Origin of the sequence: Kitasatospora sp. NPDC059146 (assembly GCF_042786665.1) — a bacterium.
Lineage (GTDB): Bacteria > Actinomycetota > Actinomycetes > Streptomycetales > Streptomycetaceae > Kitasatospora.
Window position 1 is genome coordinate 1 of the sequence record NZ_JBHZCY010000040.1, and the last position, 25,969, is coordinate 25,969.

Here is a 25,969-nt window from a genome sequence, read left to right on the forward strand (position 1 = left end):
TCACCGCGGCGGGCCTGACCCTGTCCGCCGCGTGGTGGCTCCAACTGCGCAGCTACCGGGACCTCAACGCCGCGAAGTTCAAAGTCATCAACGAGCTGGAGAACGGCCTGCCGGCCAAGGTCTTCACCGACGAGTGGAACCACCTCAAGCAGACCCCGCGCCAGGCCGGGCGCAAGCGGTACGCGGAACTCGGCATCTCCGAACGGCTCGTCCCCTGGGTGTTCGCCGCGGTGTATCTGGTGATCCTCCTGGGAACGCTGCTCGAATGACCTACCTCGACGAGCTCGCCGACCTCATCCGCTCGTGCCTTCCGGCCGCCGCCGCGCCGCCGGCCGACTCCGACGACCTCTTCCGCAGCTACGCCGTACTGCTCCGGGCGAAGGGGACGCAGGTCACGGACGAGGACGTCCACGACGCCTGGTCGGCGTGGATGCAGTCGACGAACGCCGACCACGGCGCCCTGGTCCCCTTCCAGGACCTCACCCCGGAGACCAGGGCCCTCGACGCCCCGTACGCGGAGGCGATCCGCGCCGCGGCGCGCAAGGCCGGACGGTGACGACCGGCGGCCGGCCCCGGCCCGGGGAGCGCGGCCACTGAGACAGGAGTCCTCGCGCTCCGAAGGGCCTCGTCACTCGACAAGGCCGCCTGCCGGAAGGAGGCGTGAGTGACCGTCACCCACCGGAAGCGGGGAACTCCGGACGGGCGGAAGACGGCCGAACGGCCCGCGCGCTCGCGGTAGGGTGGCGCGCGCGGTCGGGGAGGCCGCAGGCAGGCACGGCGGTTCGGGCGTACGGCCCGGACGTTCGGGAGGGGAGCGGCGTGGCCGGGGACGTGACGGTGGAGACGATCGACCTGGGGGACGGCACCACGGTACGGGCCGAGATGATCGGCGAGGTGGGCTTCGCCGAGGCCGAAGGAGCCGGGGCCGCCCCGGCCGCCACCCCCGCCGCCGCGGAGTGACCGGCCCGCACCTCGACGGCGCTCGGGCCGAGGCGCTGCACCGCTGCGCCGTCCGGATCGAGGCCGCGGGCGCCTTCCTGGGCAGCGGCTTCCTGGTCGCCCCGGGCCTGGCGGTCACCTGCGCGCACGTGGTGCTGGACCGGCGCGGCCCGGCCGAGGGCCTGGTGGTGCGGCACGGGGCGAGCACGCACCCCGTGCCGCCCGACGCCGTCCGGGCCGAACCCGCCGAGCTGGGCACCGGCCCCTTCGAGGCGTTCCCCGACCTCGCGCTGCTCGCCGTCCCGGCGCTCGGCCCCGGCCACCCGGTGGCCCCGCTGGCGGGCGCCGAGGCCGAGCCGGGGACGTGGCTGACCGCCCTCGGGCACTCCACGGCCACCCCGACACCGGGGGTCAACGAGGACACGGTGGCCCTGCGGGTCGTCGGCCGGTCCGGGGAGTTCACCGCCGTCACCGGCTTCGTGCAACCCGGCCTCAGCGGCAGCATGCTGGCCGGGCCGGACGGGCTGGTGCGCGGCGTGCTCAAGAGCACCCGCTCGCACAAGCAGGACCTGGGCGGCTGGTACGTGCCGCTGGCCGCCCTGGTCGCCTTCCTCGGCCCGGAGGTTCGCGCAGCCGCGCCCCCACCGCCGCCCACCGACGCCGACCTGGTGACGGCGCTGATGGCCCTCCCGTACACCGCGCGCGCCGACGGCCGGTTCGACCTGCTGGAGCGGATGGGCGAGCACCTCGGCCTGCCGAACTCCTTCGAGGTCGAGGAACGCTCCGACCGCCGCGACCACCTGTTCCGCATCGTGCGCCGCTGCCGCCACCACCGCGACGCCCCGGCGGCCCTCCGCGCGCTGTACACGGCACTGGAGGAACTCGCCCCCCACGACGGCGCGTTACCGCACCTGCGGGACGTGCTCGGCCGGGCCGCCGGGGACCGCCCCGCGGACGGTCCGGGGAGCTGGTAGGCCGATGCACCCAGGCGCGAACGGCGGCAGGCCGCCGCAGGCCGCCGTCGAGCGGGGCCCCCACCCCGCCGTCGAGCGGGGCACCCACCTCGCCGCCCCGTTCGAGGAGGCCGAAGCCCTGCTGGCCGATATCCTGTTCGACTTCCAGGGCATCTCCCGACGGGACTTCCGCCAGGGCGTGCTGGAGACGATGGGCCGCTCCCCGGCGTCCCGCCTCTTCCACCTGGACGTCAAGGAGGCCGACACCCCGCGCGAACACGTCCTGGAGATCCTGCGGAGCATCCGCTGCGCCCGCGACCCCCGGGCCGTCCTCGGCTCGCTCGGCGAGGCGCTCAGGGACCACGACCCGTACGGCGGCGCCCTGCCCTGGCTGGAGGTGACCGTGCTCGCGCTGACCGCCGAGACCGGCCTCCCCGCCCGCGCCCTGCTCCACGCCATCACCCTGCTGCGCACCCTGGACCCGGCCCCCGGCCCGCACCAACTGCTCCTCCACGTACCCCCGAACGCGCCCGGCCGCCACCGGATCGACGAGCGGACCACCCTGCCCGAGGTCCTCACCCGCCTGCTGGACCACTTCGGCGGCCCCGACGCCGGCTACGCCCTGGCCTTCCTGGACGGCCTCGCCCGGGACCGCGACCTGCTGCTCCGGCACCCCCGGCTCGGCGACCTGGGCGCCCTGCTGTGCAGCCTCCCAGTCGCCCGCCCCGCGCCCCGGGAGGAGACGGCCGTCCGCCTGATCGTGCAGATCCGGCTGGAACCCGAGACCCCGGAGCACATCGAGGCCGGCCGCTACCACCTCCGGGCGTCCTGCTACCGGCAACCGCTGGCCGGCGGCCCGATCGCCCGCCTCCACGACCTCGTCGCCACCGACTCGCTCGCCCTGGAGGACCTGGTCGCCGAGGGCAGCGCCCGACTGGCCGGCTGGCAGACCCTGCTCGCCGAACTCGGCCGGAACCGGCGCAGCCCCGTCCGGATCGAGTTCCTGCTGCCCAGGGAACTGCTCGGCCACAGCGCCGAACTGTGGTCCCCGACCCTGGACGGACGCCGGATCGGACTGCTGCACCCGGTGGTGGTCCGCTACCTGGACCGCTACATCAACCCGTGGCTGCAGACCGAGGCCTGGTACGACCGGTGGGAGCACCTGTTCGCCGACACCCTCGACCGCGACGCCGCCGACCGGATCGACTGGCCGCCCCTGCACCCCGAACGGGTCGCCGACCTGCCCGGCTGGCTCGACGGCCGCCCCACCGTCGCCTGCCTCGCCCTCGACACCCCGTACGACGAACTCGACCCCCGGGTGCGCGCGGCCGTGCTCGACGCCGTGGAGATCGACGGCGTCCCGGCCATGCTGTGGCGCCGCACCCCCGGCGCCCCGACCGAGGTGGTCGACGCCCTGCTCCGCAACCGCCCGCGCTCCCTCGCCCACCTGCCGGAAGCCGTCCACCGGCACCGCAAGGTCACCCGGGAGGCACCCACCCAGGACGGCGTCGCCCTCTTCTGGGACGACCCGAACTGCATGGACCCGGACCAGGACGCCGGGTTCCCGGGGATGGTGTGAGGCGGAGGGTGTGAGGCGGAGGGTGTGAGGCGGAGGGTGTGGGCCGGACGATGCGAGGCGGATGGCCGGCGGTGAAGCGTGAACCGACGGCGCGGGAAACGACCGCACACAGGGCCGAGGAGTGGGAAACGATGAGAACGAGAACGAGGACGAGGACGAGGCGGTAACGATGCCCGAGAACTGGTGGATCTACCGGGGCACCGGCGTGCCCCACGGCGGCATCGCCGCGCTCCCGCCCGCCCCGGCCTGGCGCTCCTTCGGCGACTGGCTCGACGGCGACGAGGAACTCCCGCCGCCCCCCGTCCAGGAGGCCGCCGGCTTGACGGCCCGCCGCCTCGGCCGCGTCCAGCAGGCCACCGCCTACCAGGCCGACGAACGCGAGGTCCACCTCGTCAACCTGGCCCTCCACCTGCGCCGCCCGCTGCTGATCACCGGCAAGCCCGGCGTCGGCAAGTCCACCCTCGCCTATGCCGTCGCCCACGAGCTGGGCCTCGGCCCGGTGCTGCGCTGGCCGATCAGCAGCCGCTCCACCCTGCGCGACGGCCTCTACACCTACGACGCCATCGGCCGGCTCCACGAGGCCGGCCTGCACGCGCCGCAGGACGGCCCGCACCGCAGGCCGCCCGCCATCGGCCGGTTCCTGCGCCTCGGCCCGCTCGGCACCGCCCTGCTGCCCTGGCGCACCCCCCGCGTCGTCCTCATCGACGAGATCGACAAGAGCGACATCGACCTGCCCAACGACCTCCTCAACGTCTTCGAGGAGGGCGAGTTCGAGATCCCCGAACTCCAGCGCCTCGGCCCGGGCCCGCAGGAGGTCGCCGTCGCCGACCCCGGCCGGCGCGCCGTCGTCCGCGGCGGCCACGTGCGCTGCGCCCACTTCCCGCTGGTCGTCCTCACCAGCAACGGCGAGCGGGAGTTCCCCTCCGCCCTGCTGCGCCGCTGCGTGCGGCTGGAGATCCAACCGCCCACCGAGGAACGGCTGGCCGCCATGGTCGCCGCCCACCTCGGCGCGGACGGCAGCCCGGACGGTACCCAACGCGCCGAGCTCATCACCGAGTTCCTGCGCCGCCAGCGCGAGGACGGCGCCGACCTGGCCAACGACCAGCTGCTCAACGCCCTGCTGATGGCCGAACGCGGCCTGTGGGGCAGCGGACCGGGGCGCGACGTCATCCAGGACGTCCTGCTGCGCCCGCTCAACGAGAGCTGAGGCGGCGGCCGGTGGACGGGTTCGGTACGGACGGCGAGCCGGCGGTGCACGCCGCGCTGCGGCAGGCGCTGGCCGCCCTCGTCGCACCCGAGGACGGCGCGTCGCAGCCCCAGGATCTAGCCGACGTGCTGTGGATCTCCCAACTGGCCGGCCTCGGCCCGCTCACCGCCACCGCCACCGACGCCGATGCCGATGCGGACCCGGAGTCGCCGGGCGGCCACCCCGCACCCCCGGCCACCCCGCACCCGAACCCGCACCAGCCGTCCGCCGACCCCCGCCAGGACCCCCGCCGCCCCGCCGACACCGACCCCGACCCCGACCGGCCCCGACCGCCCGCCCCCACCACCCCGCGGCCCGGCCCCAAGGTCGAACTCCACCCCCGCCACGCCCCCGCCGAACCCGCCGACCCCGACCACCCCGGCGGCCCCGCCCGCGGCGCCGAGGTCGTCCAGGTCACCCGGCCCCCCGCCCTGCCCGGCGCCCTCGCCATCGCCCGCGCCCTGCGGCCGCTGCGCCGCCCGCTCACCCAGCGCCCCGGCGGCCGCAGGCCCTCCCACCTCGACGAGGAGGCGACGGCGGAGGCCACCGCCGAGGCCGGGGTGCTGCTGCCGGTCTGGCAGCGGACCGAGCCCCGCTACTCCGTCGACCTGCTGGTCGACACCGGCGCCACCATGGCCGTCTGGCACGACCTCGCCGGTGAACTCGCCACCCTGCTCGAACGCCACGGCGCCTTCGAGGAGGTCCGCACCTGGTCCCTCGACACCGACCGGGGCACCCCGCACCTCACCCCCTTCCGCCGCCGCCGCACCGCCGCCCCGCCCCCCGCCGCCCCCGACCCGAACTGGTCCCGCCCGCTCGCCGACCCGCACGGGCGCCGGCTCCTGTTCGTCCTCACCGACGGCGTCGGACCGGCCTGGTACGGCAGGGAGTTGGTGCCCTTCCTGGTTTGCGCCGCAGCCGCCGGACCGGCCGCCGCCCTTCAGGTGCTGCCCCGCCGGCTCTGGCACCGGACGGCCCTGCGCGCCGCCCCCGTCGAGGCCCGCGCCGCCACCCACGGCCGGCCCGTCCCGCGGCTGCGCACCGAGAGCACCCTGCCCGGCATCCCGCGCGGCCGGGCCGGCGCGTCGGCCCGGGCCTCGGTCGGCTGGCTGCCGGTCCTGGAGATCGACGCCGACTGGATCGCCCCCTGGGCCGACCTCACCGCCGGCCGCACCACCGGCTGGACGCCCATGCTGGCCGCACCGCTCAGCGGGATCCCGCGCCCGCCGCGCCCGCGCACCAGGGACACGGCCGCGCGCCCGCCCGCCGACCGGGTCGCCGCCTTCCGGGCCGGCAGCTCCCCGAACGCCCACCGGCTCGCCTGCCACCTGGCGGCGGCGCCGCTCAGCCTGCCCGTGATGCGGCTGGTCCAGCGGTCGACCGTGCCGGAGTCCGGGCAGCGGGAACTCGCCGAACTGTTCCTGTCCGGGCTGATCGAGGTGCGGGAGAAGGCCGCCGACCCGGACGAGGTGGTGTACGACTTCGTCGACGGCGTCCGGGAGGAACTGCTGGGGGAGCTGACCCGCACCGAGTCGGTCCGGGTGCTGGAGCACGTCCTCGCCAAGGTCTCCGGCCGGGTCGCCGCGACCTTCGGCGGCACCCTCGACTTCCGCGCCCTCGCCGCCGCGACCAAGGACTCGCGGCACCGGCTCCCGGAGCGCAGCCGCCCGTTCGCCGAGGTCGCGGCACGGGTCCTGGCCGGGGCCGGCGGCCAACACGTCACGATCGCCCGGCACTTGAGCAGCGCCGTCGGCGACCGGACGTTCCGGCGGGAGCTGCTGACCCCGCCCCCACCGGTCACCAGCCCGCCGGACCCGCCGCGGATGATCGGACGGCAGGAGGAACTCGACCGGCTCGTCCAGGCCTGCGAACGAGGGGGCACGAGGACCCGGCTGATCGCGATCGAGGCGGCCCAGGGCATGGGGAGGCGCCGCCTCCTCCAGGAGTACGTCCGGTTGCACGGCGGGCAGCACCCCTTCATCCACTGGATCAACGGGCAGACCGCCGACACGATGGCCACCGGCTTCGAGCGGTTGCGGGCCGCCCTGGGCGCGGAGAGCGCCGACCGCCTCGACGAGCGGCTCGACGCCCACCCGAACTGGCTGGTCATCGTGGACGACCTGTGGTCGGACGACCTGTACCCCCGCGAACTCGCCCGGCTCCTCGACTCCGAGGGGGGCCGGGTGATCGTCACGACCAACTCCCGCGAGGGAAAGCCCTTCCTGCAGTCCGCGACGACCATCGTCCTGGCCTTCCTCACCGAGGACGAACTCCGCGAGGAGATCCGCCACCGCCTCGGCGACGCCTACCGGCGGATCGAGTACGCCCAGGAGTTCCAGCACCTCCTCGACCGGATGCCCCGCCGCCCGGAGGAACTGGCGACCTGGCACCTGGACGAGAAACTGGCCGTGCTGGTCGGGCCGGAGGGGGCGGGGGACTCCTACTCCACCGTCCGCAGCTTCCGCCTGCCCAGCCCGGCCCTGGCGATCGCTGCCGTGGGCCGCCTCGACAGCGTTCACGTGCACGTCGCCGTGTACGGCGTGGACGGCGTGGTCCGCTCCATCGACGTGTCGACAGGGCAGGAGATGGGCCGTCGACTGACCCTGGCGGCAGCCGTCCCGTCGATCGTCGCGATGGCGCAGGTCAGCGAGAACCCGCCCCTCCTCTGCACGGCGGACTCCGCCGGCGGACTCGCCTACTGGGACGGCTACGACGGAACGCTCGTCTCTACGCAGAGCAGCGTTCTCGTCTCCCCGGCGGCCATGGCGCCCTTCGTCGGTAGCGACGGGGAGCAACTCCTCTGGACGTCCGACACCGACGGGCGGATGCATGTCCGGAGCCCCCAGGACGGCGATGCGAGCCTGGAGCTGAGGGGCCTGCCCGGAGGCCATCGTTCCTGGGCCATGACCGTGCTGCCCCAACAGGACGGGCGGCAGCTCCTGATCGGCGTCGACCCGACCGGACGCCTCCACCGCTGGCAGCCCGAGGACCCGTCGACCGTCGAGTTCTTCGCCGCCGCCGTGGTCGACCCCGGCCGGGCGCGGACGATCGTCGGGATCAGCGGCGATGACACCCGCTGCGTGCTCGCCTCGATCGGCGACCGGGACACCCACATCCACATCTGGGAGTTCGAGGGCCGCTGGCGCGGCGACCAACGACGCGAGGCCGAAGCACCGTTGCTCGCCCAGCGCTACCGCCTCACCGAGCGGATCGCCCGAGGACGGCAGAGCGAGGTCTGGCGGGCCCGGGACGAGCAGAACGGTACGACGGTCGCGGTGAAGATCTTCCACCGGAGCCGCCTGCCGTCCGCCATGGACGAGGACTCGTTCCTACGACAGGCCGGAAAGCTCACCGAGCTCGACCACCCGGGCATCGTCGCCTGCCACCGCGCGGGCGTCGACGGTGAACGCCTCTACCTGGTCCTCGAATTCATCGACGGCCCGGATCTGGAACACGTCATCAACGGGGGCTCGGCGTCCACGGACGAGATCGCGGTGGTGGTCCACGGTGTGGCCGAGGCACTCGCCTACCTCCACGGCAAGGGGATCGGGCACGGCAACATCGACACCTCCAACATCCTCGTCCGCCCTGACGGCAGCCCGGCCCTCTGTGACTTCGGGATCGACTTCAGCGGGACCGGATCGGCGTACCTGACCAGCGACCTCCGGGCCCTCGGCGGCCTCCTCCAGGAGGCCGGAGGGCCCGAAGCCCTGCAGCGGCTCGCACGTGAACTGTTGGACACGGACCCGCGCCGACAGCCGTCCGCCCTCGAAGCCGCCCTGCGGATCGAATCCGCAGGGACCCTTCGACCCGCCGAACGTCTGGTGGCACAGCCGCTGAGGTTCGCACTGCTCGGAGCCGTCCGGGTATGGCGGGGGAGGGAGTCGATCGAACTCGGCCATCCGGTTCAGCGGGCAGTGCTCGCCGCACTGTTGAAGTACCGTGGTCGCCCGGTCCGGGCCGAGGTGCTGATCGAGGCGGTGGGGGAGCGGTCGGCGGGGTCCGAGCGCGAACTCGACCGGATGCGGCTCCACGTGCGGGAGTTGCAAGCCGCGCTGAATCCTCCTGCGGCCCGGCGCAGGGTGCTGGAGGAGTTGTCGGACGGACACACCTGGGTGCTGAACGTCCGTCCCGAACAGATCGACGCCGAGCTCTTCGAACGATCCCTGCGGCACGCCGAGGCGGCCTGGGCGGGACGCGATCCGGCAACCGCCCGACAGCACGCCGTGGAGGCGCTCACCCTCTGGCGGGACCCTCCCCTGGCCGACGTGCCCGGGCCGTCGGCGGAACAGGAACGGGCCCGCCTCGACGAACTCCACCGACGCGCTGTGGAACTGGGCGCACCCGCTGGTGCTCGCCTGCGCTACTCCTTGCTCGGCCCGTTGCGTGTGCGGTTGGGCGACGCGCAACTGTCCATCGGCAACCCGCAGGACCGGGCACTCCTGGCCACGCTCCTGCTGCACGCTCCGGAGCGGGTGTCCACCGCCGCGCTGATCGATGCGGTGTGGGACGATTCGTCGTCGCGCCGACCGGACGTGGACCTGCGGGCCCAGGTGCGGCGGTTGCGCTCCGTCCTCGGCGACCGTACCGACCCCGGCGACGAGGCCGAGGTCCTCCAGACGGTCGCCGACGGCTACCGGCTGAACGTCGAGCCGGAATCGGTGGACCTGGCCGTGTTCGAGCAGCGCCTGGCCGAGGCCCGGCAGACGCAGGAGGCCGGGGACGCGTCCGAGGCGTACACCCTGCTGCGATCCGCGCTCGACCTCTGGGACGGCCCGGCGCTGGACGGCGTCCCCGGGCCGTACGCCTCCGGCGAGCGCACCCGGCTGACCGAGCGGCGGATGGCGGCCACCGAGGAGATGTACGCCACCGGCCTGGCACTCGGGCAGCACTCGGAGCTCGCGAACGCACTCGAACGGCTCGTCCACGAGAACCCGTTGCGCGAGCGGTTGTGCGCGCTGCTGATGCTCGCCCACTACCGGTCCGGTCGGCGGACCGTGGCACTCGTCGCCTACGGGCAGCTCCAGCGCGCGCTGCAACAGGAGTTGGCCGTTGTGCCGAGCCCGTTGGTGACGCGGCTGTACGAGATGATCCGCACGGACGATCCCGAACTTCGCAGCCCCGGTGGGGTCGAGGCGGTCATCATGGCCCCCGGTTGGGTGGACGCGTCCATGATCGCGGCCCCCGACCGGTCCTCCCACGGCAGTACCTCGCAGGGCGTGGTGATCGGGCTCGACGACGTCCGACAGGCCCCGGTGTCCGTCGACTTCCAGGCCGGCCCGCTGTTCGCCGTCTTCGGCGACACCGGGTCCGGGAAGACGGCGCTGCTCCGCCTGCTGGTCAAGCGGCTCACCGAGCGCTTCACCCCGGACGAAGTGGGCTTCCTGGTGGTGGACTTCGAGGCCTCGCTGCGGGCCGAGGTGCCGCCCGAGTACCTCGTCCACTACGCGGGGGACATGTCGAGCCTGGCCACCCTGGCCCGGATCCTGCGCATCGCGGTCACCAGCCGGACACCCGGGTCACGGGGGCACAAGGACATCGTCCTCGTCGTGGACGACCTGGACGTGGTCGCCGCGAACGAGGACAACCCGTTGCCCTCCCTGGCCGCATTCCTGCCGCGGGCCGGGGAGCTCGGCCTCCGCGTGATCGTCGCCGACCACTCCGTGGGCGCCGGCCAGGCCCGCACCGCCGACCCGTTCCTCGGGGTCGTGTGCGGCTACGGGGGGCAGGGCGTGCTGCTGTCCGGTGACGGCCGGGAGGGCTACCTGCTCGGCAGCGTCACGCCCCGGCCCCTCCCGCCGGGCCGGGGAATCCTGGTGACGTCCGATCGCCCGTCCGGAACACTGTTCCAGGCCACCTGGGTGCCGGACGGAAGAGACCGATGACGACTGACGACGACGCGATGCCACTCTTTCGAGCCGTCATGATCTTCGACTGGTACGACGGTCCCCGGGCAGGGGTCGCCCGGGTGGAGACCGAACGCGGGAACTGGTGGTACTTCCGCACGCTCGCGACCCGCTTCGACCCGGACGACCTCGACCACGTCCTCTACGCCCTCTCGGCGATCCCGGTGGAGGGATCGGCCCTCCTGGAGTCCGAGTTCGGCGATCCAAGGCTCGGGCCGTTGATCTGGCCGGGCGACCCGGGGGAGGTGTCCGCGCGGGTGGCCGAGGTGGTCGAGGCGGCGGAGGCGGACGTGTCCGACCCGATGTACGTCGGGCGAGTGGCCGGGAGCGACCGGCGGTGCGAACTGTGGAATGCGCACGGGTCGTTCGCCCTCGGGCGATGACCGGGGGTGGCGAGGAGGCGGACACGGCGACGCATGCGGCGGAGAACCCGGAGGAGCTGGACGCGGTCCACGGCCGGTGGATCACTCGGCGTCACCGTGGAGCTTCGGACGACGATGAGTACCCGGACGAGTGGTACCGCCAGCAGTGCGGCTTCTGCCGTCACTGGTTCCCGTTGGCCGGCACCCTGGGGCTGGACTACGGGGCGTGCGCGAACGGGGAGTCGGAGTTCGACGGGACGGTGCGGTTCGAGCACGACGGCTGCGAGCGCTTCGCGCGCTCGGGCCGGTGGTCCGTCCCGTCGGACTTCTGACGACGGCCGGCGGGGGATCAGAGTGCCGGGACCTCGGGGAGGCCGAACATGCCGGGGTTGGTGCGGATCTTCTCCCGCAGGTCGACCCGCAGGTCGACCCGCTCGGCTCCCCGCTGCGCCCCCGGCTCCGCCGTCCAGGCGTACACGGGCTCGGTGAGTTCGGGGTTGACGAAGTACATCAGTGCGGTGCGCTCGGGCAGGCGCAGGTTGCGGACCTGGTGGTAGAGGGCGGGGACGCGGCCGGCGGTGAGGTCGGTGAGGACCGAGCCGGGCATCAGGATGACGTCGTCGGGGGCGGTGTCCACCGGGCGGGGGGTGCCGTCGAGGAAGAGTTCGAGGCCGGGGGCGGTGGCGTGGATGACGGTGACCAGGTGGCCGTCCTCGTGGCGGTCCTGGAGCAGGTCGCGGTCGGAGCCGGTGGCCGCGTAGTCGTTGAGCTGGAGGTAGGAGGCGGCTTCGAAGGCGGGGGCCCGGTGCCCGCCGAGTCGGGTGGCGAGCTCGCCGACGGTGTGGGTGACCAGTGCGGCGAGGTGGCGGCGCCAGGCGAGCAGGGCGGCGGTGAGGTCGGGGAGTTCGGCCGCGTGGGGGATCAGGTCGAGGCGGTCGTGCCAGAGGGTGAAGCAGTCGTTGAGGTCGGGGCGGTCGGAGCGGACCGAGAACTCGCGGCCGAGCGGGCGGTAGCCGGAGTTGAAGTCGCCGGTCGAGTAGCGGAACTTGCGTTCTGTCGGCCGGCCGAAGAACGTCCGGCTCTCGCCGAGCACCCGGTGCAGCAGGTGCGCCGCGCCGTCGTCGAGCGTGACCCGGGCGTAGCCGTCGCGCAGCAGATCGTCGGCGGCCTGCGCGGCGGCCCGCACGGCGGCCTGCGCGGCGACGTGGGTGGCGGTGTGCGTGGCAACGGTGTGCATGGTGCGTCCCTCCTCCGTACCCGGGCCCTTGATCGGGCCCCGGATCGACGGTACGCGGAGAAGATGCCGGGATTTTGAACCGTTGACGGAACGTGTGTACCGGGCGTGCGTCAGGAGTGTGTCAGGGCCGGACGGCGAAGACCCAGCGGTTGGCGGCGAGGGTGTCGTCCGGTTCGGGGAGCGGCCCGCGGCCGTAGTGGCGGGTGAACTCGAAGGGGGTGTGGTCGGTGGTGGACCAGCCGTGCGCGCGCAGGTCGGCGGGGGTGTCGGGGCGGGGTTCGGCGTCGAAGAGGGCGAGCAGGTCGATGCCGGTCCGGTCGCGGGTGGCGGTGTAGACGGGGTTGGTGCGGACGGCCGCGGACTCGATGCCGAGCTTGGCCTCGTAGGCGAGGGTGGAGCCGGGGGCGCTGAGCCGGGCGACGGTGGCGAAGAGCTCGCGTTCGGCGGTGCCGGGCAGGTAGAGCAGCAGGCCTTCGGCGAGCCAGGCGGTGGGCCGGTCGGGGCGGAAGCCGGCGTCGGTGAGCGCCTGGGCCCAGTCGGTGCGCAGGTCGGTGCCGACGGTGACCCGGTGGGGGGTGGTCGGACGGGCTTCGATGCCGTCCAGGACACCCTGTTTGAAGGCCAGTACCTCGGGCCGGTCGACCTCGTAGAGGGCGCAGTCGGACGGCCAGTCGAGCCGGTACGCCCGGGCGTCCAGTCCGGCGCCGAGCAGGACGACCTGGCGGGCGCCGAGTTGGACGGCGCGCAGCAGCTGGTCGTCCAACGCCCGGGTGCGCAGGGCGAAGTAGCGGCCGAGCCGGCCCCACAGCGGGTCGGCCTCCCCGGCCGGGACGTCCTGGGGGTGGAGCGGCCAGTCGGCGGCGGCGGGGACGGCGCGGACGAAGTGCTCCGCGTACGGGTCCCGGGCGAGGGCGTCGGGGCGGTGGGTCTCGATCGCCCGGGCGGCGGCGACCAGGACGGCGGTGAGGGCGACGCCTTCGGTGACGGCGTGGCCGTCGGTGCCGGGGGTGCCGGGGGTTCCGGTCGGGTCGAGGGTCTCGGTCGCGCCGACACTCATGTGCGCTCCTGTGGTCGGGGGGCGGGGGTCTCGGGAGGGTTGGTCCAGACGTCGAGCCGGTCGCGGGTGGTGACGCGGGCGCCGTACACCCGCTGCATGAAACCGAGGACGGCCTCGTCGGGCAGGTGCAGCGCTGCCGTGCAGTCGGCGAGGACGGTGATGTGGAAGCCCTTCTGGAAGGCGGTGCGCGCGGTGGTGTCGACGCACACGTCGGCGAACACGCCCGTCATGGCGAGGTGGTGGACGCCGCCGTCGACGAGGTGCCGTTCGAAGCCCGCGCTGAGGAAGGCGTCGAAGCAGGCGTGCTTGGTGAACACGGCCTCGTCCGCCCTCGGCGTCACGGCGTGGAACTCGGCGCCCCAGCTGCCGTCGAGGCACTTGGGCCGTTTGCCGAGCGCGGCGTCCCGGTGGCGCCAGCTCGCGCCCTGGTGGGCGGGGTCGCCGAGGAAGCGGACGAAGACCACCTCGGTGCCGTGGGCGCGGGCCGCCTCGACGGCCCGGGCGGTGTTGGCGGCGACGGTGGCGAGCCGGGTCGGGTCGCCGGGGTAGCGGGCGGCGGCGACGGGCCCGGCGCAGAAGTCGTTCTGCAGGTCGACGACGACCAGGGCGGTACGGCCGGTCGGCGGCGCGGCGTTCACGCGACCGCCCCGGGCAGGGCGCCGGCGGCGGTGTCGGCGGTGTCTGCGGTGGCGTAGGCGGTGACGTGGCAGGCGTCGGCGTGCCGCTCGGTGTCCGCGGCCTCCTCGCGCAGCGGGACGGAGGAGTGGTACGTCCGGGGGGAGCGGGTGATCTCCACTGCGGTGTCGTGGAGTTGGGCGATCCGGTGCGGGGTCTGCTCGAAGACGGTCGCGAGTTCCGCGCCCGTTCCCCGGCCGACGGCGCGTGCGACGACGGGTGCCAAGGTGCCTCCTCGGGGCAGGGTCGAGGGTTCAGGCGATCGGGGTGCCGACCAGCAGGTCGCCGGGGATGCCGGCCTTGTCCGGGGCGTAGAAGTCGCGGATCCCGTCGGCCCAGGTGGCGACGGTGATCCGGTCGTCGGGGGTGGGGCCGAAGGCGTCGAACAGGGCGTCGATGTTGGCGGGTCCGAAGCCGATCGCGGTCATCAGCGCGACGAACAGCGGCCGCTCGACGTACCCGTCGCCGTCCGGGTTGCCGAGTGCGGACAGCGCCTGGGCGAACTCGGCGGCGGTCGGGCCGAAGCGCTCGGGCGCCAGGACGAAGGCGCGGAACTCGTCGCGGCTGACCACGCCGTCGCCGTCGACGTCCAACTCGCGCTCCAGGGTGGCCCAGTAGCGTCGGAAGGCGGCCCGGATGGCCTGCTTCGCGGGCTCGCCGGAGTCGGTGGCGGCCTCGACCACGCGGGCCGACATCAGCGCGAAGTCCTCGGCCTCGATCACTCCGTTGCGGTTGGCGTCGAAGAGGGTGAAGACCAGTTCGACCCGCTGGGCGGCCTCGGTCAGCATGAACGGCTCCTGGGACGTGGTGCGTCGGGGAACGGGGCGCCTCGGCGCCCGGTGGTTCCCCCACTATCGACGACCGGGCGGGTGTGAGCGGGGGCATGATCGTCGTGTTCACCTGATGGGGTGAAATCGTCCGAATGGCCCGGAGGTTGCCGGTGCCGCCCGCGCGTCGTAAGGACTCGCCCGCGCGTGAGGACAGGCCCGCGCGTGGGGTACTCGCGCGCACGCAGGCCCGCCCGCGCGTGGTCCCGGCCGCGCGGCGCCGGTCGCGGGCGTCAGCGCGCCGTGGCGAGCTGCCAGTCGGCGGGACCGGCCGGCGGCAGGTGGCCGGGCAGGCCGGGGGTCCAGCGCTTGGTGCCGTCCGGCAGGACGGCGAGCGCCTCCACCCCGGGCCGGCGGGCCGCCCAGGCGAGGGCCCGGTCCGGGCCCATCGCGAAGGCGGCGGTGGCCCAGGCGTCGGTGCGGGCGATGCCGGTGCCGGGGGCGCCCACCAGGGTGAGCGAGGCGAGGCCCTCCGCCGGTCGGCCGGTGTGCGGGTCCAGGACGTGGGCGCCGCGTTCGGCGGTGCCGGAGGTGGCGATCGCGAGGTCGCTGCCGCCCAGGACGGCGGCGAGTGCGCCCGGCCGCCCGGGGTGGGCGACGCCGATCTGCCAGGGCCCGCCGCAGGTCTGCACGTCGCCGCCGCCGTTGACGCAGAACTGCCGTGCCCCGGCGGCGCGCAGCAGCCGGGCGGCCTCCTCGACGGCCCAGCCCTTGACCCAGCCGCTGGGGTCGAGCCGGCCGCCGGGGCGCTCGGTGAAGTAGCCGTCGGTCTCGGTCGCGACCTCGCGGCAGGCGTCCAGGACCGTGCGGACCTCGGGATCGCAGTCCGCGAGGGCCAGTTCGCCCCGGTCGAGCCGGCTGATGTCGCTCCCCGGCCGGTACGGGGAGAACACCGCGTCGATCCGGTGCAGCCGGTCGGCGACCTGCCGCAGCGCCTCGGGGGTCCCGGGGCCGGGGTCGCGGACGGCGATCGAGAACACGGTGCCCATCACGGGCTCGGCGTGCCGCAGCACCGGGCGTCAGCCCTTCGCCCGGTCGAGGGCGCTCTGCAGCGAGCGGATGTAGCCGTCGCTGGTGTAGGTCGCGCCGCTGACGGCGTCGATCTGGGCGTTCTGCGCGGAGATCGCCTCCTGGTTGAGGGTGGGGAGGGCGTCGGCGTTGATCTCGCGGTCCCGGCGGTCCTCGGTGGGGTACTTGACCACGTCGACGCCGGTGATCCGGCTCCCGGCCAGGGTGACCTGCACCTGGACCGGGCCGTACCGGGTGTTGATCGTGTCGCCGCTGACCTTCCGGGTGGCGCCGCCCGCCGGCGCGGGCGCGGGGGACGCGGACCCGGTCCCGCTGCCCGAGGACGACCCGGACCCGGACCCGGACGTGGACGCGGACCCGGAATCGGCCCCGGCCCCGGACGAGCTACCCGCCCCCGAGCTGATCACGGGCGCGTTCCCGGTCGCCTGGTGCGGTTTGAGGGAGAGCAGCAGCACCACCCCGGCGGCGGTGGCGGCACTGGTGACGACGGCTCGGCGCATGGACGGCTCCTCGTGTGGTCGGGCTCAGAAGGCGAAGGACTCGTGGTGGATCCGCCCCGGCCGTACCCCGGCCGCCCGCAGCGCCCGGACGGCCTCCGCGGTGACGGCCTCGGGCCCGCACAGGTACACCTCGTGCTCCGCGAGCCCCGGCACCAGCCGGGCCAGCGCCGCCCCGAGGTCGCCGACCTGCTCGCGGGGGCCGAGCAGCTCGTGCACCGTCGCGCCGCGCCGCCGGGCGATCTCCGTCAGCTCCGCCCGGAACAGCACGTCCTCGGCGCGCCGGGCCCGCTGGACCAGGGTGACCTCGCCCGGCAGGGTCTCGAACAGGGCCCGCAGCGGGGTGATCCCGACGCCCACCCCGAGCAGCAGCACCCGGCGCCGGCGCTGCCGCCGCCCGGTGAACGCGCCGTACGGCCCCTCGGCCCGGACCGGGGTGCCCGGGCGCAGCCGGGCGACGGCGGCGCTGTGGCCGCCGAGGTCCTTGACGGTGAACCGGAGGAAGTCCGGGCGGGCCGGTGCGGACAGCGAGTACGGGTTGGCGGCCCAGCGCAGTCCGGGGGCCTGGAACTGGAGGCGGAAGAACTGGCCGGGCTCGGCGCGGAGTTCGTCGAGCCGCCGACCGGACAGGAACAGCGACACCACGCCCGGTCCCTCCGGCCGGATCTCGGCGACCCGCAGCCCGTGCCGCCGGTCGAGCAGCCAGGGCCGCAGCAGCCGGAACCAGCCGAGCAGCGCCGCCGTCCCGAAGTAGAGCGCGTACCAGGCGGCCCGGCCGGGCCCGCCGCCGAGGTCGGCGCCGGTGGTCAGCTGGTGGGCGAAGGCCAGCGCCACCGCGAGGTAGGTGGCCAGGTGCAGGTGGTACCAGGTCTCGTAGGAGAGCCGGCGGCGGGCCGCCCGGGCGGAGACCGCTCCGGTGCCGAGCATCAGCAGGGTGCCGAAGGCGGCCTTGAGCATGTCGGGGTAGTGGAAGACGATCTCCACGCCCTCGTCGAGCGGCCCGCGCCCGTCGGTGAGCGCGTACCCCCAGACCACGGTCAGCAGGTGCACGGTGACCAGGCCGACCAGCCAGCGGCCGCCGTACGCGTGCCAGCGGGCCAGCCGGTCGGCGCCGACCCCGCGCTCCACGGCCGGCAGCCGGGCCATCAGCAGGAGCAGCACCGGTGCGGCGTACCCGGCGAGCAGTCCGGTGATCCGCCCGGCGCCGGTCAGCCAGCCGGCCGCGCCGGCCACCGAGGAGGTGTCCGCCCACCACAGTCCGAGCACGCCGAGCGCGCCGGCGGCGATCAGGCCGAGCGCGGCGCCCGGCGGCAGCGCGAGCGGCGGGCGCTCGGCCGCCCGGTGACGCGGGCCGGCCGGCGCCTGCCGGGACTTCGGTGCGGTGGCAGTGGCCATCGGGGAACCTCCTTGACTCCCGGGGGCGGCACGGCCCCGCCCGGGCGGTCCACGATCGCACCGCAAGCTCTGAGTCGCCTCTGAGCGGGCCCGCCGCCGGCGCCCGCCAGAACCACCGTTTCCCCTGGTCAGAGGCCGTATGGGGCCCACGAACGGCCCCCGCTGATCTCACGGCTTTCTCATCGCGGCAGCCCGGAAGCCCGGCAACCCGGCAACCCGGCAACCCGGCAACCCGGCAACCCGACAGCCCGGCAGCCCGGAAGTCCTAGCCGACCCGGACCACGTACTTGCCCCGGACCCCGCCCGCCTCCAGCGCCCGGTGGGCCGCCGCCGTCTCCTCCAGGGGGAAGACCGTGTCCACCGCGGGGCGCAGCTTGCCCTCGACCACGTGGCGGGCGAGGTCGTCGAAGTCCGCCTGCCCGGGGTTGCCGCTGAAGAAGCGCACCCGGCCGCGTCCGTGGACGGTGCTGGCCGCGAGGTAGCCGAAGGACGCGGCGGGCCGTTTCGGGTCGAAGGCGAGGGTGACCATGCGCCCGCCGGGCGCCAGTCGGCGCCGGTAGGCCCGCAGGTCGGTCCCCGCCGTGTCCAGGACCACGTCGAAGCGGTCCAGGTCCGCGGCCCGCACCGTCCGGTGGTCGATCGCCCGGTGCGCGCCGAGCCCGCGGACGAAGTCGAGGCCGGTGGCGCGGGCGAGGGCCGTGACCTCGGCGCCGTAGGCCCGTCCGAGCTGGACGGCGGCGTTGCCGACACCGCCCGCCGCGCCCCGGACGAGGAGCCGCTCGCCGAGGCGCAGCCCGGCCTTGTCCCGCAGGGCGGTGATGGCCGCGGTGGCCACCGGCAGGGCGGCGGCGTCCACCAGGTCGATGCCGTCGGGGAGCCGCCCGACCCGTGCGGCCGGCACGCTCACGTACTCGGCGGCGCTGCCGAACCCGGAGGTGCGGCCCAGGACTCCCCACACCCGGTCGCCGGGCGCGAACCGGGTGACTCCGGCACCCGGTTCGGCGACCTCGCCGGTGAAGTCCAGGCCGACCCGCTGGGGGAAGGTCCGGCCGCTCAGGAGCCGCAGACGGCCCGAACGGACGGTCAGTTCGCCGCCGTTGACGCTGAACGCGCGCACCTTCACCAGCACTTCGCCGGGGGCCGGCTCGGGGCGTGGCACGCGGCCCACGTACAGCACCTCGGGGCCGCCGTAGCGGTCGTACAGGACGGCCTTCATCATCCGGTCGTTCATCGTTCTCCCTTTCCGGCCCGGGGACTTGCGGGTCCGGCAGCGACCGTAGGCTCTCAAGTGGACGCAATCGTCCGTTTGGACCGGAAGCGAGAGACAGTGATGGTGGATTCCTCTCGGATCACAGCCCGGGGCGGGGTGCGGGCGGACGCCCGGCGCAACCGGGAGCGCGTCCTCGTCGCCGCCCGGGCGGTCTTCGCGGAGCACGGGATCGACGCCCCGATGGCCGCCGTGGCCCGTCGGGCCGGGGTCGGCGTGGCGACGCTGTACCGGCACTTCCCGACCCGGGACGCCCTGGTGCGGGGCGCGTTCGCGCAGCAGATGCAGACCTGCGCGCGGGCGCTCACCGAGGCCCTGGCCGCCCCCGACCCCTGGCAGGGCTTCCAGCGGTTGATCGAGACGGTCTGCGCGCTGCAACGGGAGGAACGCGGGTTCCCGGCCGCGTTCGTCACCGCCTTCCCGGACAGCGGGTCGCAGCACGCGCACGCCCGCCGACGGGCCGAGCGCGACGTCGCGACCCTGGTGCGCCGGGCGCAGGCCTCGGGCGCGCTGCGGCCCGACTTCCACCCCTCCGACCTCGCCGTGGTGCTGCTGGCCCACTGCGCCCTGGTCACCGCCCTGCCCGACGACGGTGCGGCGTCCCGGCGCCTGGTGGCCTACCTGCTCCAGTCGTTCCGCGCCGACGGGGCCCGCGGACCGCTGCCGCCGCCGGCCGCGCTGACCCTGCGCGACCTCCCGACCGCGGCCGACGGCCGAACCCCCTCGCCGCCCGCCCACCCCGGTACATGACGTAACGTCAGAAGCTCACGCGCAGGATTCTGACGACCACGTGAGAGGTACCGACATGCCCCGCCCAGCACACATCGCGATGGTGAACATCCCGGCGCACGGCCACGTCAACCCCAGCCTGGACGTGATCCGGGAGCTGGTCTCCCGCGGCCACCGCGTCAGTTACGTCAACGACCCGACCTTCGCCGAGCAGATCGGGACCACCGGCGCCCGGCTCGTGCCGTACGAGACCGGCCTGGAGATCCTCAAGGGCCGTGCGGTCGTGCCCGGGACCAATGTGCACGGCATGGTCTTCGGCGAGGCGCAGGCCATGCTGCCCCGGATGCGGGAGGCCTTCCACGACGACCGGCCCGACCTGGTGCTGTACGACTTCATGGCGTACGCGGGACGGGTCCTGGCCGACGGCTGGGGCGTCCCGTCGATGCTGGTCTCGCCGTCCCGGATCGCCCAGGCCGACCCCGAGGCGGAGCCGTTCCGGACGGTCATGGCGGCCCTGGAGGCGGAGGGCGTACCGGAGCGCTTCGCCAAGTGGCTGGCCGAGAACGGGGTGGCGCCCCGCGACATGTTCTCGTACATGCTGCGCCCGGACCGCGGGCTCGCGCTGATCCCCCGGGCGCTCCAGAGCGCGGTCGACGAGGTCGACCCCGAGGTCTTCTCCTTCGCCGGCCCCTGCCTCGACAACCGGGAGCACCAGGGCGGTTGGACCAGGCCGCAGGGCGCGCAGAAGGTCCTGCTGGTCTCGCTCGGCTCCGCCTTCACCCACCAGCCGGCCTTCTACCGGGCGTGCCTGGAGGCCTTCGGGGACCTTCCCGGCTGGCACGTCGTGCTCCAGGTCGGCAAGGCGACCGACCCGGCGGAGCTGGGGCCGATCCCGGCCAACGTCGAAGTGCACCCCTGGGTCCCGCAGTTCGCGGTGCTGCGCCAGGCCGACGCGTTCATCACCCACGCCGGGATGGGCGGGTGCAGCGAAGGCCTGTACTGCGGGCTGCCGATGGTGGCGGTGCCCCAGGCCGCCGACCAGTTCGAGAACGCGGACCGGCTGGTCGAACTCGGCGTCGCACGGCGCCTGGACACCGAGCAGGCCACCGCCGAGGCGCTGCGCTCCGCCGTACTGGAGCTCACCACCGACCCGGCGGTGGCGGCCCGGCTGGCCGAAATCGGCGGGGAGGTCCGCGCGGGCGGCGGCGCGTCGAGGGCCGCCGACCTGATCGAGGCCGCCCTGGTCTGACCCGGCCCGCGCGCTGCCCCCGCCCCCGCCCCCGCCCCTGGCCGGGGGCGGCGTGCGGTCAGCGCGGCGCCGTCGCCCCGCCCAAGGGGGCCCGGCGCGGCGAGACCCGGCGGTGACTGATCCGCCAACCGTCCGCGGTGCGCACCACGGTGTCCTCGTAGGAGACGGAGCCGCAGGAGCCGTCCGCCCGGACCCCCAGCCCCTTGGAACGGACCCGCACCCGGCCGTCCGCCCCCGCCGTGACGACGACATTGGTGACGTGGTGCGCGACCGGGTTGCCCGCGCCCAGCGCCCGTGCCGCTGCGCGGACGGCCGCCACTCCGGACAGCGGCTCCTGGCCGAACTCGGTGAGGTCGTAGACCGCGTCGACGGTGAACACCTCGTCCAGCCGGTCGAGGTCTCCGTCGTCGACGAGGTGACCGTGCATCGAGACCAGGTCGACGACGGCCCAGCGGTCCTCCGGGGTGAGCGACACGAGCGTCCTTCCGGTCAGACCGAGTCGGGGGTCGGGGCGGGGGTCGGGGTGGGGAGGCGGCCGGTGAGGAGGGCGCGGCCGAGGGGGGTGGGGCGGTGGGTGACGGTGCGGCCGTCGCGGTCCTTGGTGGTGAGGCCGGAGTCGGCGAGGACGGTGGCGTGTTCGCTGGCGGAGGCCGTGGAGATGTCCAGCAGCCCGGCCAGGTCCTTGGTGGAGCACGGGCCGTGGGTGGCGATGGCCTCCAGGGCGGCGGCGCGGGTCTGGCCGAGCAGGGCGGTGAGGTTGCGGCTCGGGGCGGGTTCGGGCTCGGGCTGCAAGGGGCCGCTGATCCTCGCCGGGTAGAGGAGGACGGGCTGCTGCCCAGGGTCCTCGAAGCGGGCGATGACGGGGCGGCGGGGGCCGAACACGCAGGGCTGGAGCAGGAGTCCGCGACCGTCCAGCCGGATGTCGTGCCGGCAGGCCCCCACCAGCGGGAAGCTGAGCACCGGGCGGCGCCAGGAGACGGACGGGTGCAGCGAGGCGAGGACCCGGTCCGGTTCGCCGAGCCGGCGGCGCCGGCCGTGGTCGGTGGTGACGATGGTCTCGATCTGCCGCCGGTAGGGGTCGATCGCGCGGGTCTGGTAGTCGGCGGTGACGTTGCCGAGCAGTCGCCGGGCCCGCCGGTCGCCCGCGGCCACGCCGCGCGCGAAGGCGCTCAACTGCCTGGTCCCGCCGACCGATCGCAGGTGGTCGCGGAGCGGTTCCTCGGGCGCCTCGGCGGTGGCGCTCTCGGTGGCGCCGGGGTCGCGGCGCACGGCGAGGAACTCCGGGATGGCCGAGGGGGTGTAGAGGTCGAAGAGCAGCGCGGTCCGGGGGTTCCAGGACGCCCGCAGCCGGTTGCGCCACACCTGGAAGCGTGGATCGCAGCGGCCGCTGACCAGGCCGTGGACGCTGAGGGACAGCTCCATCGACATGTCCGGACGCTCCGCCACCCGGACGCGGTCCAAGTCGTCCGTACCGAAGATGATTCGCAGCACGGACAGGATCGTCGCCCCGCGGGCGGCCGCTCCGCAAGACCGTTCGGCGAGGACCGAATCCATTGCCCTCCGGCCCCGGGGCCCGGCAGGCTCGGAGGGCCGGCGGGGCGGCGCCCGCCGCCCCGCCCGGGCGGGGTGCCCCGGGTGACGGACCGGGGCGCCCCGCCGGCGCGGGGGTGGCGGGACGCGGCCGGGCTCAGCCCAGCTCGGCCGCCGACTCGACGACCACGCCGTACAGGTCCCCGACGGTGGCGAGCGCGCCCCGGTGGACCTGGGCGGCGGTGAGCTCCTCGGCGCCGGAACCCAGCGGGCGGGTCGCGCAGGCGTCGGCGACCACGGTGGGGCGGTTGCCGCGCAGGAAGGCGCCGGCGGTGGTGAAGGCGACGCACATGTGGGTCATGAACCCGGCGACCACGACCTCCTGGTGGCCGGCCGCGTCGACCAGTTCGCCCAGCTCGGTGCCGACGAAGGCGTCCGGGGCCTGCTTGACCACCACCCGCTCGCCCTCGGCCGGGGCCACCGCCGGGTGGATCTGCCCGATCTCCTCGCGGATGTCGTACGGGGTGCCGGCGCCGCCGTCGTTGACGACGTGGACGACGGTGGCGCCCTCGGCCCTGGCCCGGGCGAGCAGGCCGGTGGCCGCGTCGAGGGCCTCGCGCCAGCCGGTCAGCTCCATCACGCCGCGGGTGTAGGTGTTCTGGTAGTCGACCAGGACGAGGGTGCTCGCGCCGAGCCGGGCGGGCTTGTCGTCGAGACCGGTGAGGGTGCGCAGGGTGGTGCTGGGCATGGCTGTGCCGCCTTCGGGCCTGGGGGGTGTCGGGGCAGGTCACGCGGGGTGCGGCCTGCCCCAGGAACGCTACGGGCGGGCCCGGTGTGGCGGCAATGCCGTCTAACATGCAGAATCCGACATCGGCGTCGGCATCGACCGTCGGCGCCGACATCGACCGTCGGCACCGGCACCGGCACCGGCACCGGAGTGAGGGAGGGAGGCCCCGTGGAGAGCGCGCAGCAGCGGCTGGTCGTCATCGTCCTGTTCGAGGGCGTCGACCTGCTGGACGTCACCGGACCGCCCGAGGTGTTCGCGCTGCTCCGGCGGGAGACCGGGGACGCGGTCGGCTACCGGGTGGTGCTGGCCGCCGCCACCGCCGAGCCGGTCACCACCGCGGCCGGGGTGCGGATCCTGCCCGACCTGACCTTCGACCGGGCCGCCGCCGAGGGCGGCATCGACACCCTGCTGGTGCCCGGGTCGGTGGAGGTCGACGCGGCCGGTCGGGTCCGGGCGGTGGCCGACCCGGAGGTGGTCGGGCAGGTGCGCCGGCTCGCGGCCCGCTCACGCCGGGTCGCCTCGGTGTGCGTCGGAGCGCACCTGCTGGCCGCCGCCGGGCTGCTGGACGGCAAGCGGGCCACCACCCACTGGTCGACCGCGGGCCAACTCGCCGCCGAGTACCCGCAGATCGAGGTCGACGCCGACCCGATCTTCATCCGCGCGGGCGAGGTCTGGACGGGCGCGGGCATCAGCGCCTGCCTGGACCTCTCGCTCGCCCTGGTCGCCGAGGACTTCGGCGAGGAGCTCGCCCTGCGGGTCGCCCGCCAGCTGGTGATGTACCTCAAACGCCCCAGCGGCCAGAGCCAGTTCAGCGTCCCGCTGGAGCCGGTCTCCACCACCCGGCGGATCGAGGAGCTGCGCCACCACATCCTGCGCCACCTGACCGGCCGGCTCACCGTGCCCGAGCTGGCGGCCCACGCGCACCTCAGCGAACGGCAGTTGATCCGGATCTTCAAGACCGAGCTGGGCACCACCCCGAGCGCCTACATCGAGTCCGCCCGGGTCGAACTCGCCCGCCACCGGCTGGAGTCGGGCGACGACACCCTCGAACGCATCGCCACCGCCTGCGGGTTCGGCACTACCGACACCCTGGTACGGGCCTTCCGCCGCCGACTGGACACCACGCCGACCGACTACCGCCAGCGCTTCCGTACGGCCGTCACGGTCGGAGCGTCCGTCACGGGTACGACGGACGTCACGGCCCCACGGGCTGACACAGCCGGACCGTGAACACCGTGCGGCCCGGCCGGCTGGCCGCCTCGACCGTGCCGCCGTGCGCCTGGACCACGGCCCGGACGATGGCCAGGCCCAGCCCGGTCGAGCCGGTGGCCCGGGAGCGGGCCCGGTCGCCCCGGACGAAGCGTTCGAAGACCCGTTCCAGCAGCTCCGCCGGGATCCCCGGCCCCTCGTCGGTGACGCTCAACTCGACGTGCTCGGCGCCGGGTTCGAGGCGCAGCTCGACCGCCGTGCCGGCCGGGGTGTGGGTGCGGGCGTTGGCCAGCAGATTGGCCACCACCTGGCTCAGCCGGTGCTCGTCCCCGTGCACCAGGACCGGCTCCTCGGGCAGTGCCAGGCGCCAGCGGTGGCCGGGCCCGGCCACCCGGGCGTCGGCCACGGCGTTCAGCGCGATCCGGGTGAGGTCCACCTCGTCCCCGGCCAGCGGGCGGCCCGCGTCCAGCCGGGCGAGCAGCAGCAGGTCCTCGACGATCGCGCCCATCCGCAGGGCCTCGGCGTCGATCCGCTCCAGTGAGTGCCGCACCTCGCCGGGCACCTGGCCCGGGTGGCGCAGCGCCAGTTCGGCGTGGCCGCGGACGGCGGCCACCGGGGTGCGCAGTTCGTGGCTGGCGTCGGCGGCGAAGCCGCGCAGCCGCTCCTCCACGGCGTGCCGGCGGGCCAGCGCGTCGCCGACGTGGCCGAGCATCCGGTTGAGGGCGGCGCCGACCCGGCCGACCTCGGTGCGCGGGTCGGCGTCGGGGACCCGCTCGGCGAGCAGCACCTCGCCGCTGGCGAGCGGCAGCGCGCTCACCCGCTCGGCCATGCCGACCACCCGGCGCAGCGGGCGCAGCGACCAGCCGACCCAGACCGCCCCGGCGGCGCCGGCCGCGGCGACGGCGATCGCGAAGACGGTCAGCTCCAGGGTCTCCAGCCGCGTCACAGTGTCCTCGGCCGGGCCCAGCGGCAGCCCGCTGACCAGGACGTCGCCGTCCCGCCCGGCCACCGCGCGGACCCGGTAGTGGCCCAGGGGGCCGCCGAGGTCCAGGGTACGGGCCGGGCCGCCGGCCGGCAGGGCGGCCAGCGAGCGCTGCTGGTCGGGCGTGAAGGCGACCCGGTCGTCCGCGTTGTCCGGGTCGTCGACGTCGTCGGCGTCGCCGTCGACCACCCCGGCGGCGGTGACCTTGCCCCCGAGCAGTCGCACGCCCAGGGTGCCGGGGGTCTGGGCCCGGGTGTCCGGGCCGGCGCCGGTGCCGGTGTGCTCCAGGCTGGCGGCGTACCGGCCGCCGGCCTCGGCGAGCTGCTGGTCGAGGCGGTCGACCAGGAAGTGCCGCAGGGCGGCGGCGGTGGCGAAGCCGACGGCGGCGCAGGTGACCACCAGCAGCACCAGCAGTCCGGCGATCAGCCGGGCCCGCAGGGTGCGGGGCAGCAGCTTCCGCAGCGCCCTGGTGACCCGCGCGGCGGCCCGTCCCACTGCGCGCGTCGTCGCGCGC

24 protein-coding genes and 1 pseudogene are annotated in these 25,969 nt (G+C 75.0%); 12 read left to right on the forward strand and 13 right to left on the reverse strand.

The genetic code is table 11. The features are described from left to right. The 9 genes and pseudogenes from ACFXPX_RS18960 to ACFXPX_RS19000 all read left to right on the forward strand — a co-directional run. Positions 1–269: pseudogene (locus ACFXPX_RS18960) on the forward strand (hypothetical protein); the annotation flags it as partial. Continuing rightward, positions 266–556, forward strand: a complete 291-nt coding sequence (locus ACFXPX_RS18965) for a hypothetical protein (protein WP_375884252.1) — start codon at positions 266–268, stop codon at positions 554–556. The pseudogene ACFXPX_RS18960 and the gene ACFXPX_RS18965, both read left to right, overlap by 4 nt. 263 nt (positions 557–819) lie before the next feature. Further along, on the forward strand, positions 820–960 hold the full coding sequence (locus tag ACFXPX_RS18970) for a hypothetical protein (protein ID WP_380642328.1): 141 nt from the start codon (positions 820–822) through the stop codon (positions 958–960). Continuing rightward, on the forward strand, positions 957–1,913 hold the full coding sequence (locus tag ACFXPX_RS18975) for a trypsin-like peptidase domain-containing protein (RefSeq protein WP_380642330.1): 957 nt from the start codon (positions 957–959) through the stop codon (positions 1,911–1,913). Before ACFXPX_RS18970 ends, ACFXPX_RS18975 begins: the two co-directional genes overlap by 4 nt. 4 nt (positions 1,914–1,917) lie before the next feature. Further along, complete coding sequence (locus ACFXPX_RS18980) at positions 1,918–3,471, forward strand: hypothetical protein (RefSeq protein ID WP_380642332.1); 1,554 nt, start codon at positions 1,918–1,920, stop codon at positions 3,469–3,471. Positions 3,472–3,592: 121 nt separating this feature from the next. Further along, positions 3,593–4,678, forward strand: coding sequence for an AAA family ATPase (locus ACFXPX_RS18985; protein WP_380642334.1), 1,086 nt, complete (start codon positions 3,593–3,595; stop codon positions 4,676–4,678). Positions 4,679–4,689: 11 nt separating this feature from the next. Then, the gene (locus ACFXPX_RS18990) at positions 4,690–10,602 is read left to right on the forward strand and encodes an SAV_2336 N-terminal domain-related protein (protein ID WP_380642336.1); all 5,913 of its coding nucleotides are present in this window, start codon (positions 4,690–4,692) and stop codon (positions 10,600–10,602) included. Then, positions 10,599–11,006 (forward strand): hypothetical protein, encoded by a 408-nt coding sequence (locus ACFXPX_RS18995; RefSeq protein ID WP_380588493.1) that lies wholly within the window; start codon positions 10,599–10,601, stop codon positions 11,004–11,006. The genes ACFXPX_RS18990 and ACFXPX_RS18995 overlap by 4 nt, the downstream gene beginning before the upstream one ends. Then, positions 11,003–11,317, forward strand: a complete 315-nt coding sequence (locus tag ACFXPX_RS19000) for a DUF3027 domain-containing protein (RefSeq protein ID WP_380642338.1) — start codon at positions 11,003–11,005, stop codon at positions 11,315–11,317. The genes ACFXPX_RS18995 and ACFXPX_RS19000 overlap by 4 nt, the downstream gene beginning before the upstream one ends. 17 nt (positions 11,318–11,334) lie before the next feature. Here ACFXPX_RS19000 and ACFXPX_RS19005 read toward each other — a convergent pair whose 3' ends face one another. The 9 genes from ACFXPX_RS19005 to ACFXPX_RS19045 form a co-directional block, all read right to left on the reverse strand. Continuing rightward, positions 11,335–12,222 carry a 2OG-Fe(II) oxygenase family protein gene (locus ACFXPX_RS19005; RefSeq protein WP_380642340.1) on the reverse strand — a complete coding sequence of 296 codons (888 nt, stop codon included), beginning with the start codon at positions 12,220–12,222 and terminating at the stop codon, positions 11,335–11,337. Between the two features lie 121 nt (positions 12,223–12,343). Next, a complete protein-coding gene (locus tag ACFXPX_RS19010; RefSeq protein ID WP_380642342.1) occupies positions 12,344–13,279 on the reverse strand; it encodes an SAM-dependent methyltransferase in 936 nt (311 codons plus the stop codon). Then, the gene (locus ACFXPX_RS19015; protein WP_380588482.1) at positions 13,276–13,917 is read right to left on the reverse strand and encodes a cysteine hydrolase family protein; all 642 of its coding nucleotides are present in this window, start codon (positions 13,915–13,917) and stop codon (positions 13,276–13,278) included. The genes ACFXPX_RS19010 and ACFXPX_RS19015 overlap by 4 nt, the downstream gene beginning before the upstream one ends. Further along, positions 13,914–14,180, reverse strand: coding sequence for a hypothetical protein (locus tag ACFXPX_RS19020; RefSeq protein WP_380588478.1), 267 nt, complete (start codon positions 14,178–14,180; stop codon positions 13,914–13,916). The genes ACFXPX_RS19015 and ACFXPX_RS19020 overlap by 4 nt, the downstream gene beginning before the upstream one ends. A 28-nt stretch (positions 14,181–14,208) precedes the next feature. Next, on the reverse strand, positions 14,209–14,742 hold the full coding sequence (locus ACFXPX_RS19025) for an EF-hand domain-containing protein (protein WP_380588475.1): 534 nt from the start codon (positions 14,740–14,742) through the stop codon (positions 14,209–14,211). Between the two features lie 272 nt (positions 14,743–15,014). Next, a complete protein-coding gene (locus ACFXPX_RS19030) occupies positions 15,015–15,770 on the reverse strand; it encodes an FAD:protein FMN transferase (protein ID WP_380642393.1) in 756 nt (251 codons plus the stop codon). A 30-nt stretch (positions 15,771–15,800) separates the two neighbouring features. After that, the gene (locus ACFXPX_RS19035) at positions 15,801–16,310 is read right to left on the reverse strand and encodes an FMN-binding protein (protein WP_380642344.1); all 510 of its coding nucleotides are present in this window, start codon (positions 16,308–16,310) and stop codon (positions 15,801–15,803) included. Between the two features lie 24 nt (positions 16,311–16,334). Continuing rightward, entirely contained in the window at positions 16,335–17,702 is a 1,368-nt protein-coding gene (locus tag ACFXPX_RS19040; protein ID WP_375884283.1) for a ferric reductase-like transmembrane domain-containing protein, read from the reverse strand. Positions 17,703–17,967: 265 nt separating this feature from the next. After that, positions 17,968–18,933, reverse strand: a complete 966-nt coding sequence (locus ACFXPX_RS19045; protein ID WP_380642347.1) for an NAD(P)-dependent alcohol dehydrogenase — start codon at positions 18,931–18,933, stop codon at positions 17,968–17,970. A 99-nt stretch (positions 18,934–19,032) separates the two neighbouring features. On the opposite strand from ACFXPX_RS19045, the gene ACFXPX_RS19050 reads away from it, so the two are divergent. Continuing rightward, positions 19,033–19,719 (forward strand): TetR/AcrR family transcriptional regulator, encoded by a 687-nt coding sequence (locus ACFXPX_RS19050; protein WP_375884286.1) that lies wholly within the window; start codon positions 19,033–19,035, stop codon positions 19,717–19,719. A 55-nt stretch (positions 19,720–19,774) separates the two neighbouring features. After that, a complete protein-coding gene (locus tag ACFXPX_RS19055; RefSeq protein ID WP_380526568.1) occupies positions 19,775–20,947 on the forward strand; it encodes a macrolide family glycosyltransferase in 1,173 nt (390 codons plus the stop codon). 58 nt (positions 20,948–21,005) lie between these two features. On the opposite strand, the gene ACFXPX_RS19060 is transcribed toward ACFXPX_RS19055, so the two are convergent. From ACFXPX_RS19060 to ACFXPX_RS19070, 3 genes are all read right to left on the reverse strand, one after another. Continuing rightward, positions 21,006–21,422 (reverse strand): nuclear transport factor 2 family protein, encoded by a 417-nt coding sequence (locus ACFXPX_RS19060; RefSeq protein WP_375884291.1) that lies wholly within the window; start codon positions 21,420–21,422, stop codon positions 21,006–21,008. A 14-nt stretch (positions 21,423–21,436) separates the two neighbouring features. Continuing rightward, positions 21,437–22,438 (reverse strand): ArsR/SmtB family transcription factor, encoded by a 1,002-nt coding sequence (locus tag ACFXPX_RS19065; RefSeq protein ID WP_380642349.1) that lies wholly within the window; start codon positions 22,436–22,438, stop codon positions 21,437–21,439. 196 nt (positions 22,439–22,634) lie between these two features. Beyond that, the gene (locus ACFXPX_RS19070; protein ID WP_380642351.1) at positions 22,635–23,225 is read right to left on the reverse strand and encodes a cysteine hydrolase family protein; all 591 of its coding nucleotides are present in this window, start codon (positions 23,223–23,225) and stop codon (positions 22,635–22,637) included. A gap of 207 nt (positions 23,226–23,432) precedes the next feature. On the opposite strand from ACFXPX_RS19070, the gene ACFXPX_RS19075 reads away from it, so the two are divergent. Continuing rightward, positions 23,433–24,494: a GlxA family transcriptional regulator gene (locus ACFXPX_RS19075; RefSeq protein ID WP_380642353.1), complete on the forward strand. Its 1,062-nt coding sequence runs from the start codon at positions 23,433–23,435 to the stop codon at positions 24,492–24,494. On the opposite strand, the gene ACFXPX_RS19080 is transcribed toward ACFXPX_RS19075, so the two are convergent. Further along, entirely contained in the window at positions 24,460–25,950 is a 1,491-nt protein-coding gene (locus tag ACFXPX_RS19080) for a sensor histidine kinase (RefSeq protein WP_380642355.1), read from the reverse strand. The genes ACFXPX_RS19075 and ACFXPX_RS19080 overlap by 35 nt on opposite strands. Positions 25,951–25,969 lie beyond the last annotated feature (19 nt).

What these genes read in the sequence shown, in the direction of transcription:
- ACFXPX_RS18965 (WP_375884252.1), top strand. Translation starts at nt 266, where the DNA reads ATGACCTACCTCGACGAGCTCGCCGACCTCATCCGCTCGTGCCTTCCG.
- ACFXPX_RS18980 (WP_380642332.1), top strand. Translation starts at nt 1,918, where the DNA reads ATGCACCCAGGCGCGAACGGCGGCAGGCCGCCGCAGGCCGCCGTCGAG.
- ACFXPX_RS18995 (WP_380588493.1), top strand. Translation starts at nt 10,599, where the DNA reads ATGACGACTGACGACGACGCGATGCCACTCTTTCGAGCCGTCATGATC.
- ACFXPX_RS19000 (WP_380642338.1), top strand. Translation starts at nt 11,003, where the DNA reads ATGACCGGGGGTGGCGAGGAGGCGGACACGGCGACGCATGCGGCGGAG.
- ACFXPX_RS19005 (WP_380642340.1), bottom strand. Translation starts at nt 12,222, where the DNA reads ATGCACACCGTTGCCACGCACACCGCCACCCACGTCGCCGCGCAGGCC.
- ACFXPX_RS19010 (WP_380642342.1), bottom strand. Translation starts at nt 13,279, where the DNA reads ATGAGTGTCGGCGCGACCGAGACCCTCGACCCGACCGGAACCCCCGGC.
- ACFXPX_RS19025 (WP_380588475.1), bottom strand. Translation starts at nt 14,742, where the DNA reads ATGCTGACCGAGGCCGCCCAGCGGGTCGAACTGGTCTTCACCCTCTTC.
- ACFXPX_RS19030 (WP_380642393.1), bottom strand. Translation starts at nt 15,770, where the DNA reads ATGGGCACCGTGTTCTCGATCGCCGTCCGCGACCCCGGCCCCGGGACC.
- ACFXPX_RS19035 (WP_380642344.1), bottom strand. Translation starts at nt 16,310, where the DNA reads ATGCGCCGAGCCGTCGTCACCAGTGCCGCCACCGCCGCCGGGGTGGTG.
- ACFXPX_RS19040 (WP_375884283.1), bottom strand. Translation starts at nt 17,702, where the DNA reads ATGGCCACTGCCACCGCACCGAAGTCCCGGCAGGCGCCGGCCGGCCCG.
- ACFXPX_RS19045 (WP_380642347.1), bottom strand. Translation starts at nt 18,933, where the DNA reads ATGAACGACCGGATGATGAAGGCCGTCCTGTACGACCGCTACGGCGGC.
- ACFXPX_RS19050 (WP_375884286.1), top strand. Translation starts at nt 19,033, where the DNA reads ATGGTGGATTCCTCTCGGATCACAGCCCGGGGCGGGGTGCGGGCGGAC.
- ACFXPX_RS19055 (WP_380526568.1), top strand. Translation starts at nt 19,775, where the DNA reads ATGCCCCGCCCAGCACACATCGCGATGGTGAACATCCCGGCGCACGGC.
- ACFXPX_RS19070 (WP_380642351.1), bottom strand. Translation starts at nt 23,225, where the DNA reads ATGCCCAGCACCACCCTGCGCACCCTCACCGGTCTCGACGACAAGCCC.